The organism is Maritimibacter sp. 55A14, from assembly GCF_003122205.1.
GTDB lineage: Bacteria > Pseudomonadota > Alphaproteobacteria > Rhodobacterales > Rhodobacteraceae > QEYE01.
In genome coordinates this window covers 138722-152418 of record NZ_QEYE01000011.1, presented here as the reverse complement: position 1 = coordinate 152418, position 13697 = coordinate 138722, and the positions used below count along the sequence as shown (strand labels likewise).

The following is a 13697-nucleotide window of genomic DNA, read 5'->3' as shown; positions in this document are numbered from 1 at the left end:
GCCTGAAGTATCAGACCCCGGAGGAGTTCGCAGCCGCGCGCCCCTTCGACAAGACGCAATGGGCGCAGCCGCTTGAGCTACCTGATGGCTCCGCGCCTGCGCCCATTGCTCATGCCGCCGAATGATGGCACACAAAAGGGGAACAAGCTCGACTTACGAGTGGCCCTGAAAAAAGGGGCAGGTCAGGCATGGAGCAAGAAGGGCCTGAGCATGAGGTGATCATCGACATACCGATTGCCATGGGGCGCAACGAGGTGACCCGTAAAGAGTGGATGGTTTGCGTGACTGATGGGGGCTGCTCCCACACGCCAGACCCAAGAATTCTGAAGTTCGGAGGCGGCTACTACTACGCCGATGGCCCACGGCATCCGGTGATAGATGTTTCTTACCTTGATATGCAGGAATACGTTGCTTGGTTGAACCAAAAGACCGGCACGTCTGCCTATCGTTTGCCGACGGAGGCTGAGTGGGAGTATGCCGCCCGGGCGGGTACACGCACCCGGTTTGCCCAGGGTGATACGCTAACGCTGGATCAAGCCAATATCGCCATTTTTCGCCACGCAGACGGAAGCGAATACAAGTTTCGTGAAAAAGGCGAAAGGTATTATTCAGACCCGAACAACCGCAAAATGCCCGTCCCGGTTGATATGCTCGACGCCGCCAATGCGTGGGGTCTTCGTCATATGGCAGGCAATGTGTTGGAACCGACCATGTCGTGCTGGAGCAGTACGCATCTTGGCCTGCCGACATCAAGCGCCTATCTGGCGGAAGCTAAGAAAGCCAGCGGATGCCAGCACGTCATCAAGGGCGGCTCATACGGAAGAAGTAGAGAGTACGCACGCCCCGCAAACCGGGGCTCAGCTAAAGAGACCGGCAGATCGAGAACGACCGGATTTCGCATTGTAAGAGAATTGGAGTAGAGAAAATGGGTAGATATTCAGATTACGCGACTGTCGAGGGGCAGTACGGCATCTTCGAATTCACTGGCCACCCGACGAATTTGAGCGACGTTTATGAACTTGAGTTGATCGGCACCGGAGCCAAGGTTGGCAGTGTGACCTTGACGCTGCGGTTTGATCCGCAGGGCGGCTTTGTTGATGGCGTGGATGCCCCCTCCCGGCGGCATCGCAATGTGCCAATGTGATGAGTGTTGAAGCCATCACAGAAGGAGAGAACATCTGATCAACGGCTCTGCCCGCGCAGTACCCGGTGCCCGCGCGCGACAACGCAGCCCTTACCGCCCCCCCTTGGACAACCCGCTTGCAGCATGGCCCCGGCAGGGCCATAAATCCGGCCATGCTCTCGGACCTCACGGCCCTCGACTATCTCGGCATCCTCGGCTCCTTCATGATCGCCGGGGCCTATCTGGCGGTCTCCCGCGGCTGGGTGGCGGGGGAGCGGCCGTCCTTCAACCTGGCCAATCTCGCCGGGTCACTCTTCATCCTCGCCTCGCTCTACTACCGGCCCAATGCCGGGGCGATCATGATCGAGATCCTCTGGGCGCTCATCGCGATCACCGCGCTGTTCAACTATGTCCGGCGGCGCTAGGGCCAGGTTTCGACAGCCCGAACCGAAGCGGTGACGAGGTCCGTTGTGGCGTCGGCCCGTTTGAGGATTTGTTGGCCACGGCCCTCGGATCGCGTCCTCAGGCCGGCGTCCCTTTGGTCAGTTGCACCTTGAAAATTCCGGCCAATTCAAGCGCCGGCTTGCTCGATACCTCGCCTTTGAGTGTTGCGATGCCGATATCGCGGACGATTTCAGGGTCCGTCACCCGCGCGATTTCGTGCAAGCGATGACGCGCGCCTGGCAACGGGAACCAAGCCCGGCCGCAAAGGGTGAAATTGCTCAGATTCTGTAAACTCACGCATGGCCGCGACCGGGCACAGACCCTCTGCCAGGATACCGGGGTTGCCAATGTGCATGTCGCGATCGGCGTGCGTCGCGCCTATTTGTTGGAAGGCAACCCCTTGCGGGCCTCCGTGGTCGCGGATCCGTCCGGGCAGCGCCAGAACACAAGCGACAATGCCCCCGCCGTACTGCAGGTCGAGATGGTCGCGGGCGATACGGTCGAGGTACACATATCGGCCAAGGGCGGCGGATCAGGGAACAAAACCCGTTTCGCGGTGCGCACCCGCCACGCGTCCCCGACGGATGCGGCAAATACGGATTCGGAATAACCGACGTCCGCGGCGACCTTCTGCATCGCCGTCGGTTCGGGCAGTTCGTCGCAGATGACGACGCCCGCCGGATTACTGCCAAGCTCGCCACTTGAGAAGGCCGCGATATGTTCAACTTTCATTGTTCGACCTTCGTCTTGTTTCGCGGCATTTCGCCAACCGTCAGAAACGGTCGCTGGCTGCCTGCTTAGGTTTTCCGGTCATTCGCATTTCCGCGTTCGGCGCATTTCACCAGCAAGGTCAAAGTGCGATTGATCGGCACGTCGATGCCAAGTTTCGTGGCCCGTTCCACGATTTCCCCATTGAGAAAGTCGATCTCGGTCGGCTTGCCACGCACGAGGTCCTGTGCCGTCGACGAGACCTGACCGGCCATCGAGACCGGAATAGTCCGGATCGTCTCGAACACCGCATCGGACACGGAAATGCCTTCCGCCTGGGCGACGGAAAGGGCTTCGCGGGCGATATCCTCCATCAGTTGCGGAACGCCCTCCTGCGCGGCCATTTTCCCGTAGGGAAGCCCGGTGATCGCCGAGAGCGGATTGATGGCGCAGTTCACAACCAGCTTGGCCCAGAGAGAACTCATCACGTCTTCGGAAACGCGCGTCTCGACGCCGGCCGCGTTGAGGATACCGGCCACGTCCTCCGCGCCCTGTCCCGACAATTCCAGATCGCCGCGGCCCTCGTGGCGCACAATGTCAGGCCCATTCATGCGACTGGCAACATAGACCACCACGGGCAGCACCGGCCGCCCGAGGATGCCGTTGAGCATTTCGGCATTGGAGACGCCGTTTTGCAGGCTGAGCACGCGGGCAGTTGGATCGAGATAGGGTGCGATCTGGCGCCCGGCCTCTTCGGTATCCCCGGATTTCACGCAGATCATCACCATGCCGGCACCCGCGATCGCAGAAGGATCACTGCTGGCCTCGACCTGCGCAACCAGACGCTTTCCATCCTTTTCCAGGATCAGGCCATCCCGCGAGACCGCGTCAACGAAAGCGGCGCGCCCCACAAGCACCACCTCGTGACCGGCAAGCGCGAGCATGGCCCCGTAGTAGCAGCCGACCGCACCCGCCCCCATCACTGCGATTCTCATGTGACTTCTCCTTCGACGTTATACGCCAATGGTCACGGGCGTGCGCGGGAAACGACAGGACGAACCTTGCCAGTCCGCGACGGGATCCAGTTGTTGTCGATCAGGTTCAGCGGCTCGGGAACTGACAGTGCAGGTTTCGTGGCGATATCGTTCATCTTGTTATCCTATACAAATATTCGAGGCCCTGTGCTCCGATCACGCGGACCGCTCCGCTTCGGTCCGGACCGTGGAGCGCGGCTCCTTGGGCCCGGTCTTCAGATCCTCGACCGTCGCCCGCGTCCGCCACTTTGCAACCGTCTTGGGGTTGATCCCCAACTCCCGACTCAGCTGCGCGAGCGAAGCCTGCGATCGCTGTATTGCAGCTCTGACGGCGTGCGTGGTCGTGTCGCTGCCATGACGAACTTGTCCCATAGTGCTTCCTTCCATTCCTGCGAAAGGATCACACCATCAAACCGTGGGATCAAACACCCAGGCAATCTTCCAAAATTAACGAATTAATAAGATAAGCTTAACAAATGGATTGGAAACCCGACCTATGAACCTTTCGCGTCGCTGAAACAGGCCGGTTAGCTTCGCTGCGGCTGCCGCTTCAGTAATTCCCGGCCACGATCCCCGATCGTCGGCGCCCCTTGCCAGTTCCACCGGAGCGGGTAAGTTTGCGAAGGTCGGCGCTGGCGGCACCACGGGTGCGCCCCGCAGGCCGTGTAGCGTGAAACCGATTGTCAGGACCCCACCCATGCAGCGCCGGAAGCCAGACCCGATCCCCGCGATCCACCCGTTGCCCGAATACCTCGCCACCGGGCCGGTCCGCGACAGCTACGAAGACACCAAGGCCGTACTCGGGGTGCCATGGATGGGGGTCGTGACGATGGCCTTCGCCCATTACCCCGCCTTCTGGGACGTGCTCTGGTCCGGGCTCAGGCCCCTTTGTGCCTCCGAGGAATTCGGCGCGGCCCGCCAGCGCCTGCGCGAGCGATCCGAGGCCCATGTCACGATACTGTCCACACCGCCCCTGACGGCGGAGTTGCAGGCCCGTGGCTATGCGCCGCGCGAGATCGAAAGCATCGCCGCCGCCCAGGAGATCTTCGCCGAAGGCAACATGGCCTATCTGCTGATCGCCACGCTGGCGCGGCTGCTGCTCGAAGGCGAGAGCCTGTCGGAGACTTCCGAGGTGAATTGCATCACGCCGCGCGGCCGACCCAGCCCGGCGCCGCTCGTCCTGATGGAGCCGCATCACGCCGAGCCCGAGACCCGCGCACTCTACACCGACATGCAGACGGTGCTGGGCCTTCCCTTCGTAAATACCGATTACCGCGCCCTGGCCCGCTGGCCCACGTATCTGCACGTCGCCTGGGCCGGCCTGCGCCCGCGGATCGCCGACGCCAGCTATGCCACCGTGACCCAGGCGATCCATGACGAGGCCGTGGCGCTGGCGCGCGCCCTGCCCAACCCCGCCGGGCTGACGCCGGAGATGCTGCGCGAGGCCGCCGAGCGCGACGCGGCACCGGGTGAGGTGGCGCGCGTCGTTCAACTCTTCCAGTGGCTGCTGCCGGGTCTTGTGGCCAATATCGCTGTCTTCCAGGCGCAACTCGCGCGCGGCTGACGCGCGGCTGAGGTGGCGCGGCTGGCGCGGTCACGCCGCGTCTCCCTCACCGACCGGCTCGATCAACTCCGCATCGTCGGGACGGTTGGAGTTGACGCGCGCCGAGACCCGGTGGAAGGCCAGCGCGTCCTACGGCGCAGGCCGCATCAACCGGGCGGCCCCATGCCCCGCCTCTCCCAACCAGAGCGGCCAGTCATCCGGAGCCACCACGACTGGCATCCGGTGATGAATGGCCGAGAGCGCCGTACTCGCTGCGGTGGTTACGATGGCGCAGGTGGTCAGGCGGACACCCTCGGCCTCCCAGTCCTGCCAGATGCCGGCGAAGGCCAGCGCGTCGCTCTCTGCGGGGTGGATGTACCAGGGCAGGCGCTTGCCTTCCGCATCTTTTGTCCATTCGAAGAAGCCAGAGGCCGGGATCAGGCAACGCCGGGCGCTGGCGGCGTCGCGGAAGGCGGGCTTCTTCGCGATGCTCTCGGCGCGTGCGTTGATCAGCAGCGGGCCGTCTGTCGGGCACTTGTACCAGTGCGGCAGGAACCCCCAGCGCATGGGTCTGAGCCGCCGCGCCGCGCCGGCGCTCGTCACCGCCGCCACGTCCTGGGTCGGGCAGACATTGTAGCGCGGCACCGGCGGCAGGTCGTTGGAAGGGGTCGCGGCGAAGAGCCGGGCCACCGCCTCGTCCGGCAAGGTGATTGCGAAACGTCCGCACATGGCGCCACGCTAGCGGCGGGTGCCGGGGAACGGAAGGGCTGGTATACTGCCGGGCACGGGCTATCTGAAGACCCGTAGGCAGGAGGGAGGCCGCGCCATGTTCCTGACCATGAACCGTTTCAAGGTCAAATCCGGCCGCGAGGCGGAGTTCGAGACCGTCTGGAAGACCCGCGACAGCCATTTGCAGGACGTGCCTGGCTTCGTGTCCTTCCACCTGATGAAGGGCGAGCCGCAGGCCGATCACACGCTCTACGCCTCGCATACGTTCTGGACCACCCGCGCCGCCTTCGAAGCCTGGACCCGGTCCGAGGCGTTTCGCGCTGCCCACAAGGACGCGAAACCCCAGGGCGACCTCTATCTCGGCCCGCCGGAACTTGAAGTCTTCGACGAGGTACAGTCCCTTCACGCCGCACCTTCGGGCTGACTGCTGGTCAGAGCGCCTCGAACCAGGCGCGGGTTTGCGCGTCCGCGGGCAACAGCGTCTCGATCCGCAGATCGTCGATCATCGCGTCGTGGCTCATGCCGATGGTGGCGATCATGCTCAGCAGCGACAGCCGCGCCTCCCCCAGCCGGATCGTCAGGCTCATCACCGGCGCGGGACGTGCGGATTGGGCGGTCCCCTCCAGCACCGCCTTCCCGGCCAGGGAACGCAACTCCTCCAGCAAGGCGCGGCCCGCCGGGTCGTTCGGACGGCGGGCGATCTCCAGTGCGATAAGACGCAGCAGCGCGGCGGCGGTCTCCTCCCAGTTCTCCATGCGCTCTCGCAGCGGCCCCGGCGCGAGGACGGCACGCAGCAGATTGCGCTCCGCCCCCAGCCCGAGCCGGGAAAAGAAGGCCAGCGCCGGGGCATTCGCGCGGCTGACAGTCCACATCCAGTCCATCGCCACCGCCGGATAGGGCGCGTGCCCGTCCAGCACATGCCCCACCGCGGCATCGAGCGCGGCGCGCGTCTCCGCCCCCCAATTCGCGCCGCCGGGGGGCGCGTAGCCCGCCGCGCGGGTGAGCGCGGCAAGCTCCGCCGCGGGCATGCCCAGCGCCGCGCCCAGCCGTCGCACCAACTCGGCACCGGGCCGCGCCCGCCCGGTTTCCAGGAAGCTCAGATGGCGCTGCGAGAGACCTGCCTCCAGGGCCAGATCGAGCTGGCTGAACCGGGCGCGCCTGCGCCAGTCGCGCAGCATCGCAGGAAAGGCGGTCTCGGACATCGGCGGCTCCGCAACGGGACAGGTCGGGCATGACCTGCAAGGTAATTGATTTCATACAGAGCGGACTGGCATCAAGCCCCCGTCACCATCACGGAGCAGAAAGATGCACGATCCCTCCCCCCGCACAGCCCGCTTCTGGCTCAAGCTGAACGCCGCTTCCTCCGCCGCCTGCGGGCTGGCCTGTCTTCTGGCCGCGGCACCGCTGGCGGCGCTTCTCTTGAGCGCGCCGCCCGACTGGACCGCGCCCGCGCTGCGCATGCTGGGGGCGGGGCTGTTGATCTTTGCCGGGCTCGTCGCCCATACCGGCTTGCGTCCTGTGCCACCTGCGGCGCATGTGCAGGCGATCTCGGCGGCGGACGCGCTCTGGGTTCTGGGCAGTCTCGCCCTGATCGCTGCGGCCCCTGGTGCGTTCACCGCGGCCGGGTTCTGGGTCACCCTGACCGTCGCCGCAGGCGTGGCCGCGTTCGGACTTGGGCAGGTGCATGGCGTGCGGCGGATGACGGCCCGGCCCGGTGCGAAGGGCGCTTGACCCGCCGCGCGCGCCGGGCCATGTCCGGCGCATGCTGATCTACAAGATACTCCGCGCCCCGGAATGGGCGGCGCTGCAATCCAAAGGCGAGACCGCCGGCGCGCCGGTCGACCTGGCCGATGGCTACGTCCATTTCTCGACCGCCGGGCAACTGGCCGCGACCGCCGCGAAACATTTCGCGGGCGAGGACGGCCTGACCCTCGCCGCCGTCGAGAGCGCCCCATTGGGCGGCGCGCTGAAATGGGAGCCGTCGCGGGACGGCGAGGACTTTCCGCATCTCTACCGCAAGCTGCGGCTCGCGGATGTCCTGTGGTCGAAGCCGCTGCCGCTGGGCCCGGCAGGGCATGTCTTGCCGGAGGAGATCCAGTGAGCCTGCTGGAACGCCTCGGGCTGGCCGCGCTGCACCGGCTCGACCCCGAACGCGCGCACGCGCTCTCGATCCGCGCGTTGCGAAGCGGGCTTCTGCCCTTGCCCGGCCCCGTCACCTCGGCCCGTCTGGCCACGACGCTGGCGGGGCTGCCGCTGCCCAACCCGGTGGGGCTCGCGGCGGGCTATGACAAGAACGCCGAAGCCGTGGCACCGCTTCTGCGCGCGGGCTTCGGCTTTATCGAGGTCGGCGCTGCGACGCCGCGCGCGCAGCCCGGCAACCCGCGGCCGAGACTTTTCCGGCTGACGCCCGACCGCGCCGCGATCAACCGTTTCGGCTTCAACAATGACGGCGCCGAGGCGATCGCCGCGCGGCTGGCGCGGCGACCGAAGGACGGCGTGGTCGGCCTCAATCTGGGCGCCAACAAGGACAGCGCCGACCGGGCCGCCGATTTCGCCCGTGTTCTGCGCATCGCCGGCCCGTACGTGGATTTCGCGACCGTCAACGTCTCCTCGCCCAACACCGAGAAGCTGCGCGACCTTCAGGGCCGCGCGGCGCTGACCGCGCTGTTGCGTGGCGTCATGGAGGCCCGCGCCGACCTGCCCCGCCCGCTACCGGTCTTCCTTAAGATCGCCCCCGACCTGTCGGGGGACGAACTGGCCGAGATCGCTGAAGTGGCGCAAGGCGCGGGCATTGACGCGATCATCGCCACCAACACCACCCTGTCGCGCGACGGGCTGACCGACCCGCAGGCGGCGCAGGCCGGCGGACTCTCCGGCCGGCCGCTATTCGAGCGCTCTACCCGCGTGCTGGCGCGGCTCTCGCAGCTTACCGAGGGCGCAATGCCGCTGATCGGCGTAGGCGGCATCGGATCGGCCGAGGACGCCTTCGCGAAGATCCGCGCCGGCGCATCGGCGGTGCAGTTCTACACCGCGATGGTCTATGACGGCATATCTCTCCCCGCGAAGGTGGCGCGGGGGCTGGACCGCTTGCTGGCGCAGGCGGGATACTGCAATGTGTCCGAAGCCGTGGGCACGGGAAGGGAGGAATGGCTGTGACACCAGTGACGATCTGGCACAACCCGCGATGCTCCAAATCCCGGCAGACGCTGGAGTTGCTGGAGACGCGCGAGGTGGCGATCGACGTGCGGCTCTATCTCAAGCAGCCACCGAGCGCCGCGGAGATCCGCGCCGCGATGACCCTGCTGGGCGTGCCGGCGGTGGGCATGATGCGGATCAAGGACAAGCTCTTCACCGATCTGGGGCTCAGCGAGGATGCCGACGAGGACGATCTGATCGCCGCCATGGTCGCCCATCCGATCCTGATCGAGCGGCCCATCGTCTTCGCCAACGGCAAGGCGGCGCTGGGCCGCCCGCCCGAGGCCGTGCTGCCAATTCTCTGATCCGCCCCGACTCAGGTCTCGGCGGCGGCTTCCAGCGCGGGGTATTTCAGGCCCAGCGTGACCCCGCGCACAGCGAACATGACCAGAAGACTCGCCCAGAGCCCGTGATTGCCGAAGACCGGCACCAGCGCCGCGACCGCCACGACATAGGCGACGAAGGACACCAGCATCATGTTGCGCATGTCGCGGGTGCGCGTCGCGCCGATGAAGATGCCGTCGAACATCCAGGCCGCTATGCCCACGAAGGGCGCCAGGATCATCCATCCCAGATAGCCGCGCGCCTCCAGCCGGACGGGCTGCGCGGTGGTCATCACGTCGATGATCCAGGGACCCAGCGCCGCGAAGCCCGCGGCCAGCAGCGTGACCGTCACCAGCCCCCAGAAGCTGGTGAGAAGCGCGGCCCGGCGCAGCGCGGCGCGGGCGCGGGCGCCCAGCGCATGGCCTACCAGGGCCTCCGCCGCGAAGGCGAAGCCGTCCAGCGCATGCGCCGTGACATGCAGAAACTGGATCAGAATCTGGTTGGCCGCCAGCGTCACGTCGCCGAAATCCGCCCCGAAGAAGAGGAACGAGACGAAAGCGCCTTCCAGCAGCAGCGTGCGGATCAGGATGTCGGTGTTGACCGAAACCATCTGGCGCAACCGCGGCGCGTCGAAGACCCGCGCCCAGTCGCGCCAGCGCGGATCGCCCAGCGCCTCGCGGCAGAGCCAGAACCCCAGGCCCAGCGCCGACCATTCCGAGATGAGCGTGGCCAGCGCGACGCCGCTCACCCCCCAGCCCAGCCCCAGCACGAAGACCAGATCGAGCCCGATGTTGACCCCGTTCATCCAGAGTTGCAGCGCCAGCACGGCGCGGGTGCGTTCCAGCGCGATCAGCCAGCCCGTGACCCCGAATAGCGCGATTGCCGCGGGGGCCGAAAAAATGCGGATGCCCATGTAGTCGCGGGCCAGGGCCTCGACCTCGGACGTGGCCGGCGAGAGGCGGAAGGCTCCCCAGAAGATCGGCCCCTGGAGGGCGACCAGCGCGCAGCCCGCCGCACCGCCGATCAGCAACGTGCGGGTGAGCAACGCCAAAAGTTCCGCCCGGTCGCGCCGCCCGCGCGCCTGCGCGGCAAGCCCGGAGGTTCCCATGCGCAGGAAACCGAATATCCAGTATAGCGCCGTGATGACGATCGCGCCGATACCCACCGCGCCGATCGGCGCGGCCTCGCCCAACTGCCCGACGACGCCGGTATCGACCGCGCCCAGGATCGGAACCGTGGCGTTGGAGAGCACGATGGGCAGCGCGATATGAAGCACGCGGCGATGGGTCAGCGGGCCGAGCGCGACCTCCACCTCCGCCTCGGCAGAGCTGTCAGCCATCGCGGGCAGGCATCAGGAAATGGCCGGTGGCCTGCGCGAACAGCCGCGAGCGGTTGTCCTGCCAACCCTCGACATGGACCGAGGCATAGCGCCGCCCGGAGCGGTTCACCCGCGCCCGCGCATAGGCGTCGCGCGGCAGCCCGGTGCGCAGGTAGTCCACAGTGAAGTCGATGGTCTTGGGCAGGCGCGGCAGCGGTTCGGCCTCCAGATTGTCCAGGTCGAGCCGCCCGGCCTCCATGTCCTCCCAGATCAGCGACCAGCTCAGCTCTATGATCGCGGTGAACTCCAGGAAGGCCGCGGTCACCCCGCCATGCAGTGCCGGCAGCATCGGGTTGCCGATCAGCGCCTCGTCGAAGGGCAGCATCGCCGTCAGTTCGTCGCCGCGGCGGTCGAAACGGATGCCCAGGAACCGGGCATAGGGCACGCCCTCGACCAGGGCGGTCAGCGCGGCGTCGCGGCGCTGCTTGACGACCTGCACGGGCTCTGGGCGGGCGCGGCTCATGCCCCGCCCTCCCGGCGCTGACGGCGTTCGAGCGTGAAGGCGCCGGTGGCCGCGGCGACGGGATTGGCACTATCCTCGTCGGTCGCCGTGGCGCGCACGAAAGCCACGCTGCGGGTGACATGGTAGCAGACGGCATGCGCCGTGATGCGCTGCCCCGGTGTCGCGGCGCGCATGTAGTCGATGCGCAGATCGAGCGTCGCCGTGCCGTCGGGGCCGTCGGGATGTGCCATCACCGCCGCCCCGCCGCAGGTGTCCATCAGCGCCGAGACCGCGCCGCCGTGGATCACGCCGGTCTTGGGATCGCCGACCAGCCGCTCGTCCCAGCGCATCGAGATCACCGCCTCGCCATTTCCGAGCTTTTCCAGTTCCATGCCAAGCGCACGGGAATGCGGGATCGCCTGAATGAACTGGCGGGCCAGTTTCGCGTTCTTCGACGGATCAATTTCGGCCATGCGCGCCTCTGAAGGGTGGTGTCGGCAGGGTCCACGTTATTGGGGCTTGATTTCCGCTCCGCAAGTGCTAACTTCTGCGAATGAGAATGGTTCGCAATTGCAAATCCGGAACGATATGACCAGTACAGCCGACGTTTCCACTGTCTCCACCGTCGTTACCCCGACGGAATTCACCGCGACCGACCGGCTCGGGCCGTTCCGGCTGCGCCGCCTCATCGTCGCCATGACGTTGCTGACGCTGGCCGTCTGGCCGGGCGAACTCGGCAGCCTGACCCGCGGGCTGATGGTGGACGCCTATGTGCAGGTCTCCGCCTTCGTCGCGGCGACGCTGCTGCTCTTTTACGGGACCGAACGGCTCTTCCGTTTCGATATTGGCACCGTGCTCAGCCAGGCGCGCGGCTGGCAGGTGCCGATCGCCGCGCTGATGGGCGCGACACCCGGCTGCGGCGGCGCCGTGGTCGTGGTCGCGGCCTACAGTTCCGGCCATGTCGGCTTCGGCGCGGTCGTTGCCACGCTGACCGCCACGATGGGCGACGCGGCCTTCCTGCTGATCGCCACCCGGCCCGACGCGGCGCTGGTGGTGCTGCCGCTGTCCTTTACCGTGGGCATCCTGTCGGGCTGGATCGTCGACCGCATTTCTACCGTCGATCTGCGTGCCAACGGCTCCGCATGCGAACTCGCGCCGCTCATCGGGCGCACCCGACCGAAGGATCTGGCCTATCTGGCATTCGCCGCGCCCGGCCTCGCCTTCGGCATCGCGCAAATCCTGATGATCGAGGTGACCGCCCCTTACGATACCATCGCGCTTGCGGTCGGGCTGACCGGCACGGCCCTCGGGCTTTTCATCTGGGCAACCTCGCCGCTTCAGGCGATGACCAACCAGAAAGATTCGCCCGTAACCCGTATGGCCGAGGAGACGAGTTTCATATCGGTCTGGGTGATCGCCGCCTACCTGGCCTACGACTATGTGGTGACCTTCACCGGCGTGGATCTGGAGGCGTTGTTCTCGTCCGTGGCGCCCGTGCTGCCTCTGATCGCGATCCTGATCGGTTTCATTCCGGGATGCGGGCCGCAGGTGCTTGTCACGACGCTCTACATCAACGGGGTGATCCCCTTTGCCGCGCTGATCGGCAACGCGATCTCCAACGATGGCGACGCGCTCTTCCCTGCGATCGCGCTCAACCCGAGGGCCGCTGTCATCGCGACAATCTATTCCGCCGTGCCCGCGCTGATCGTGGCCTATGGCTTCTACCTGCTCGCCCCCGGCTTCATGAACTAAGGGGCTTCAAAACACTCACGGGATGGGGCAGGCTGAGTCGTGACGTTACGTAATTTTCACGTACTGGTTCACAATCATGCCTGCCCCCCACCTGACCTTGAAGGAGATGTGCGCGAAATTCGATGTCACCCCGCGCACATTGCGTCACTACGAATATATTGAACTGCTTTTCCCCGAACGCCGGGGCCGCTCGCGCATTTACGGCCCCCGCGAGATCGCGCGCATGACACTGATCCTGCGCGGCCGCCACTTCGGCTTCAGTCTGGAGGAGATCCGCCAATGGCTGGAACTCTACGACGCCGATCCGGAGAACCGCGTGCAGATGGAGGCCTGGATCGAACTGGCCGACCGTCAGCTCGCGGAACTCGAATCGCGCAAGGCGCAGATCCAGGACGCGATCGACGACCTCCGGAAATTGCGGGATCACACTGCGGACTCGCATGATCGGAAGCCCTGACGGGCCGCCCCTGCGGTCGCCGGCCAAAGTGACGTAACGTTATAGTTACGTAAACGTCAACTTGCTCTTGCATGGTGTAGTCCGAGTAGCGAAATTCGCCCTCAGAAGACGGCGCGAAGCCGATATCCGCCATCTGATGAGTGAGAGACATGACAGAAGAGCATATGACGATCCGTGAAATGTGCGATGCTTTTGGCGTGACCCCGCGCACATTGCGATTCTACGAATCCAAGGAATTGCTGTTCCCGCTGCGCGAAGGCCAGAAGCGGCTCTTCACCAAGAGCGACCGCGCGCGGCTGAAACTGATCCTGCGTGGAAAGCGCTTCGGATTCAGTCTGGAGGAAATCCGCCAGTTGCTGAACCTCTACGACACGGACGATCAGCAGATCACGCAACTGACCCGCACCTATGACATCGCCTGCGAGCGGCTGGCCGACATGGAACGCCAGCGCGCCGAACTGGACGAGGCGATCGACGAGTTGAAGGACCAGCTCAAATGGGGCGAGCAGATGATCGCCGCGCTCAAGCAGCCGGCCGCAGCCCAGTAAGACCGCCATCAAGGGAGAAA

Annotated in this window: 19 protein-coding genes and 2 pseudogenes; 13 read left to right on the top strand and 8 right to left on the bottom strand. The window is 65.8% G+C overall.

Features of this window, described 5'->3' with window-relative positions:
* Positions 1 to 170: 170 nt before the first annotated feature.
* From DDZ14_RS11525 to DDZ14_RS11515, 3 genes and pseudogenes are all read left to right on the top strand, one after another.
* Positions 171 to 920: pseudogene (locus DDZ14_RS11525) on the top strand (formylglycine-generating enzyme family protein); the annotation flags it as partial.
* 5 nt (positions 921 to 925) lie between these two features.
* Positions 926 to 1144 (top strand): hypothetical protein, encoded by a 219-nt coding sequence (locus DDZ14_RS11520; protein ID WP_109425119.1) that lies wholly within the window; start codon positions 926 to 928, stop codon positions 1142 to 1144.
* A gap of 152 nt (positions 1145 to 1296) precedes the next feature.
* Complete coding sequence (locus tag DDZ14_RS11515) at positions 1297 to 1548, top strand: hypothetical protein (protein ID WP_109425118.1); 252 nt, start codon at positions 1297 to 1299, stop codon at positions 1546 to 1548.
* Positions 1549 to 1645: 97 nt separating this feature from the next.
* Here the strand turns inward: DDZ14_RS11515 and DDZ14_RS19695 are convergent, their stop codons facing one another.
* The gene (locus tag DDZ14_RS19695) at positions 1646 to 1789 is read right to left on the bottom strand and encodes a hypothetical protein (RefSeq protein WP_158275514.1); all 144 of its coding nucleotides are present in this window, start codon (positions 1787 to 1789) and stop codon (positions 1646 to 1648) included.
* Here DDZ14_RS19695 and DDZ14_RS20260 point away from each other — a divergent pair.
* Positions 1745 to 2120, top strand: a pseudogene (locus tag DDZ14_RS20260) (fumarate hydratase); the annotation flags it as partial. The gene DDZ14_RS19695 and the pseudogene DDZ14_RS20260 sit on opposite strands and share 45 nt — an antisense overlap.
* A 244-nt stretch (positions 2121 to 2364) precedes the next feature.
* Here DDZ14_RS20260 and DDZ14_RS11505 read toward each other — a convergent pair.
* Positions 2365 to 3270 carry a ketopantoate reductase family protein gene (locus tag DDZ14_RS11505; RefSeq protein WP_233252557.1) on the bottom strand — a complete coding sequence of 302 codons (906 nt, stop codon included), beginning with the start codon at positions 3268 to 3270 and terminating at the stop codon, positions 2365 to 2367.
* 32 nt (positions 3271 to 3302) lie between these two features.
* Positions 3303 to 3425 carry a hypothetical protein gene (locus DDZ14_RS20140; protein WP_255417503.1) on the bottom strand — a complete coding sequence of 41 codons (123 nt, stop codon included), beginning with the start codon at positions 3423 to 3425 and terminating at the stop codon, positions 3303 to 3305.
* A gap of 581 nt (positions 3426 to 4006) precedes the next feature.
* Here DDZ14_RS20140 and DDZ14_RS11495 point away from each other — a divergent pair.
* Complete coding sequence (locus DDZ14_RS11495) at positions 4007 to 4873, top strand: halocarboxylic acid dehydrogenase DehI family protein (RefSeq protein ID WP_109425115.1); 867 nt, start codon at positions 4007 to 4009, stop codon at positions 4871 to 4873.
* A gap of 129 nt (positions 4874 to 5002) precedes the next feature.
* Here DDZ14_RS11495 and DDZ14_RS11490 read toward each other — a convergent pair whose 3' ends face one another.
* Complete coding sequence (locus DDZ14_RS11490; RefSeq protein WP_369914908.1) at positions 5003 to 5581, bottom strand: SOS response-associated peptidase; 579 nt, start codon at positions 5579 to 5581, stop codon at positions 5003 to 5005.
* A gap of 97 nt (positions 5582 to 5678) precedes the next feature.
* Between DDZ14_RS11490 and DDZ14_RS11485 the strand changes: the two genes are divergently transcribed.
* Positions 5679 to 6005 (top strand): antibiotic biosynthesis monooxygenase, encoded by a 327-nt coding sequence (locus tag DDZ14_RS11485; RefSeq protein ID WP_109425114.1) that lies wholly within the window; start codon positions 5679 to 5681, stop codon positions 6003 to 6005.
* A gap of 7 nt (positions 6006 to 6012) precedes the next feature.
* Here the strand turns inward: DDZ14_RS11485 and DDZ14_RS11480 are convergent, their stop codons facing one another.
* Entirely contained in the window at positions 6013 to 6783 is a 771-nt protein-coding gene (locus DDZ14_RS11480) for a helix-turn-helix domain-containing protein (protein WP_109425113.1), read from the bottom strand.
* A 103-nt stretch (positions 6784 to 6886) separates the two neighbouring features.
* Between DDZ14_RS11480 and DDZ14_RS11475 the strand changes: the two genes are divergently transcribed.
* Genes DDZ14_RS11475 through arsC form a run of 4 tightly spaced genes read left to right on the top strand, consistent with a single transcriptional unit; the run spans position 6887 to position 9081 of the window.
* Positions 6887 to 7312, top strand: a complete 426-nt coding sequence (locus tag DDZ14_RS11475) for a hypothetical protein (protein WP_109425112.1) — start codon at positions 6887 to 6889, stop codon at positions 7310 to 7312.
* Positions 7313 to 7343: 31 nt separating this feature from the next.
* Complete coding sequence (locus DDZ14_RS11470; protein ID WP_109425111.1) at positions 7344 to 7682, top strand: DUF952 domain-containing protein; 339 nt, start codon at positions 7344 to 7346, stop codon at positions 7680 to 7682.
* Positions 7679 to 8737: a quinone-dependent dihydroorotate dehydrogenase gene (locus tag DDZ14_RS11465; protein ID WP_109425110.1), complete on the top strand. Its 1059-nt coding sequence runs from the start codon at positions 7679 to 7681 to the stop codon at positions 8735 to 8737. The genes DDZ14_RS11470 and DDZ14_RS11465 overlap by 4 nt, the downstream gene beginning before the upstream one ends.
* A complete protein-coding gene (gene arsC / locus DDZ14_RS11460) occupies positions 8728 to 9081 on the top strand; it encodes an arsenate reductase (glutaredoxin) (RefSeq protein ID WP_199221334.1) in 354 nt (117 codons plus the stop codon). Before DDZ14_RS11465 ends, arsC begins: the two co-directional genes overlap by 10 nt.
* An 11-nt stretch (positions 9082 to 9092) precedes the next feature.
* On the opposite strand, the gene DDZ14_RS11455 is transcribed toward arsC, so the two are convergent.
* Genes DDZ14_RS11455 through DDZ14_RS11445 form a run of 3 tightly spaced genes read right to left on the bottom strand, consistent with a single transcriptional unit; the run spans position 9093 to position 11393 of the window.
* Complete coding sequence (locus DDZ14_RS11455) at positions 9093 to 10439, bottom strand: MATE family efflux transporter (RefSeq protein ID WP_109425109.1); 1347 nt, start codon at positions 10437 to 10439, stop codon at positions 9093 to 9095.
* The gene (locus DDZ14_RS11450; protein ID WP_109425108.1) at positions 10432 to 10941 is read right to left on the bottom strand and encodes a PaaI family thioesterase; all 510 of its coding nucleotides are present in this window, start codon (positions 10939 to 10941) and stop codon (positions 10432 to 10434) included. The genes DDZ14_RS11455 and DDZ14_RS11450 overlap by 8 nt, the downstream gene beginning before the upstream one ends.
* Positions 10938 to 11393, bottom strand: a complete 456-nt coding sequence (locus tag DDZ14_RS11445; RefSeq protein ID WP_109425107.1) for a PaaI family thioesterase — start codon at positions 11391 to 11393, stop codon at positions 10938 to 10940. Before DDZ14_RS11445 ends, DDZ14_RS11450 begins: the two co-directional genes overlap by 4 nt.
* A 115-nt stretch (positions 11394 to 11508) precedes the next feature.
* On the opposite strand from DDZ14_RS11445, the gene DDZ14_RS11440 reads away from it, so the two are divergent.
* The 3 genes from DDZ14_RS11440 to DDZ14_RS11430 all read left to right on the top strand — a co-directional run bounded on the left by DDZ14_RS11440 (position 11509) and on the right by DDZ14_RS11430 (position 13677).
* Positions 11509 to 12672 (top strand): putative manganese transporter, encoded by a 1164-nt coding sequence (locus DDZ14_RS11440; protein WP_109425106.1) that lies wholly within the window; start codon positions 11509 to 11511, stop codon positions 12670 to 12672.
* Between the two features lie 76 nt (positions 12673 to 12748).
* On the top strand, positions 12749 to 13129 hold the full coding sequence (locus DDZ14_RS11435; protein ID WP_109425105.1) for a MerR family DNA-binding transcriptional regulator: 381 nt from the start codon (positions 12749 to 12751) through the stop codon (positions 13127 to 13129).
* 149 nt (positions 13130 to 13278) lie between these two features.
* Positions 13279 to 13677: a MerR family DNA-binding transcriptional regulator gene (locus DDZ14_RS11430; protein WP_109425104.1), complete on the top strand. Its 399-nt coding sequence runs from the start codon at positions 13279 to 13281 to the stop codon at positions 13675 to 13677.
* The last annotated feature ends 20 nt before the right edge of the window (positions 13678 to 13697 follow it).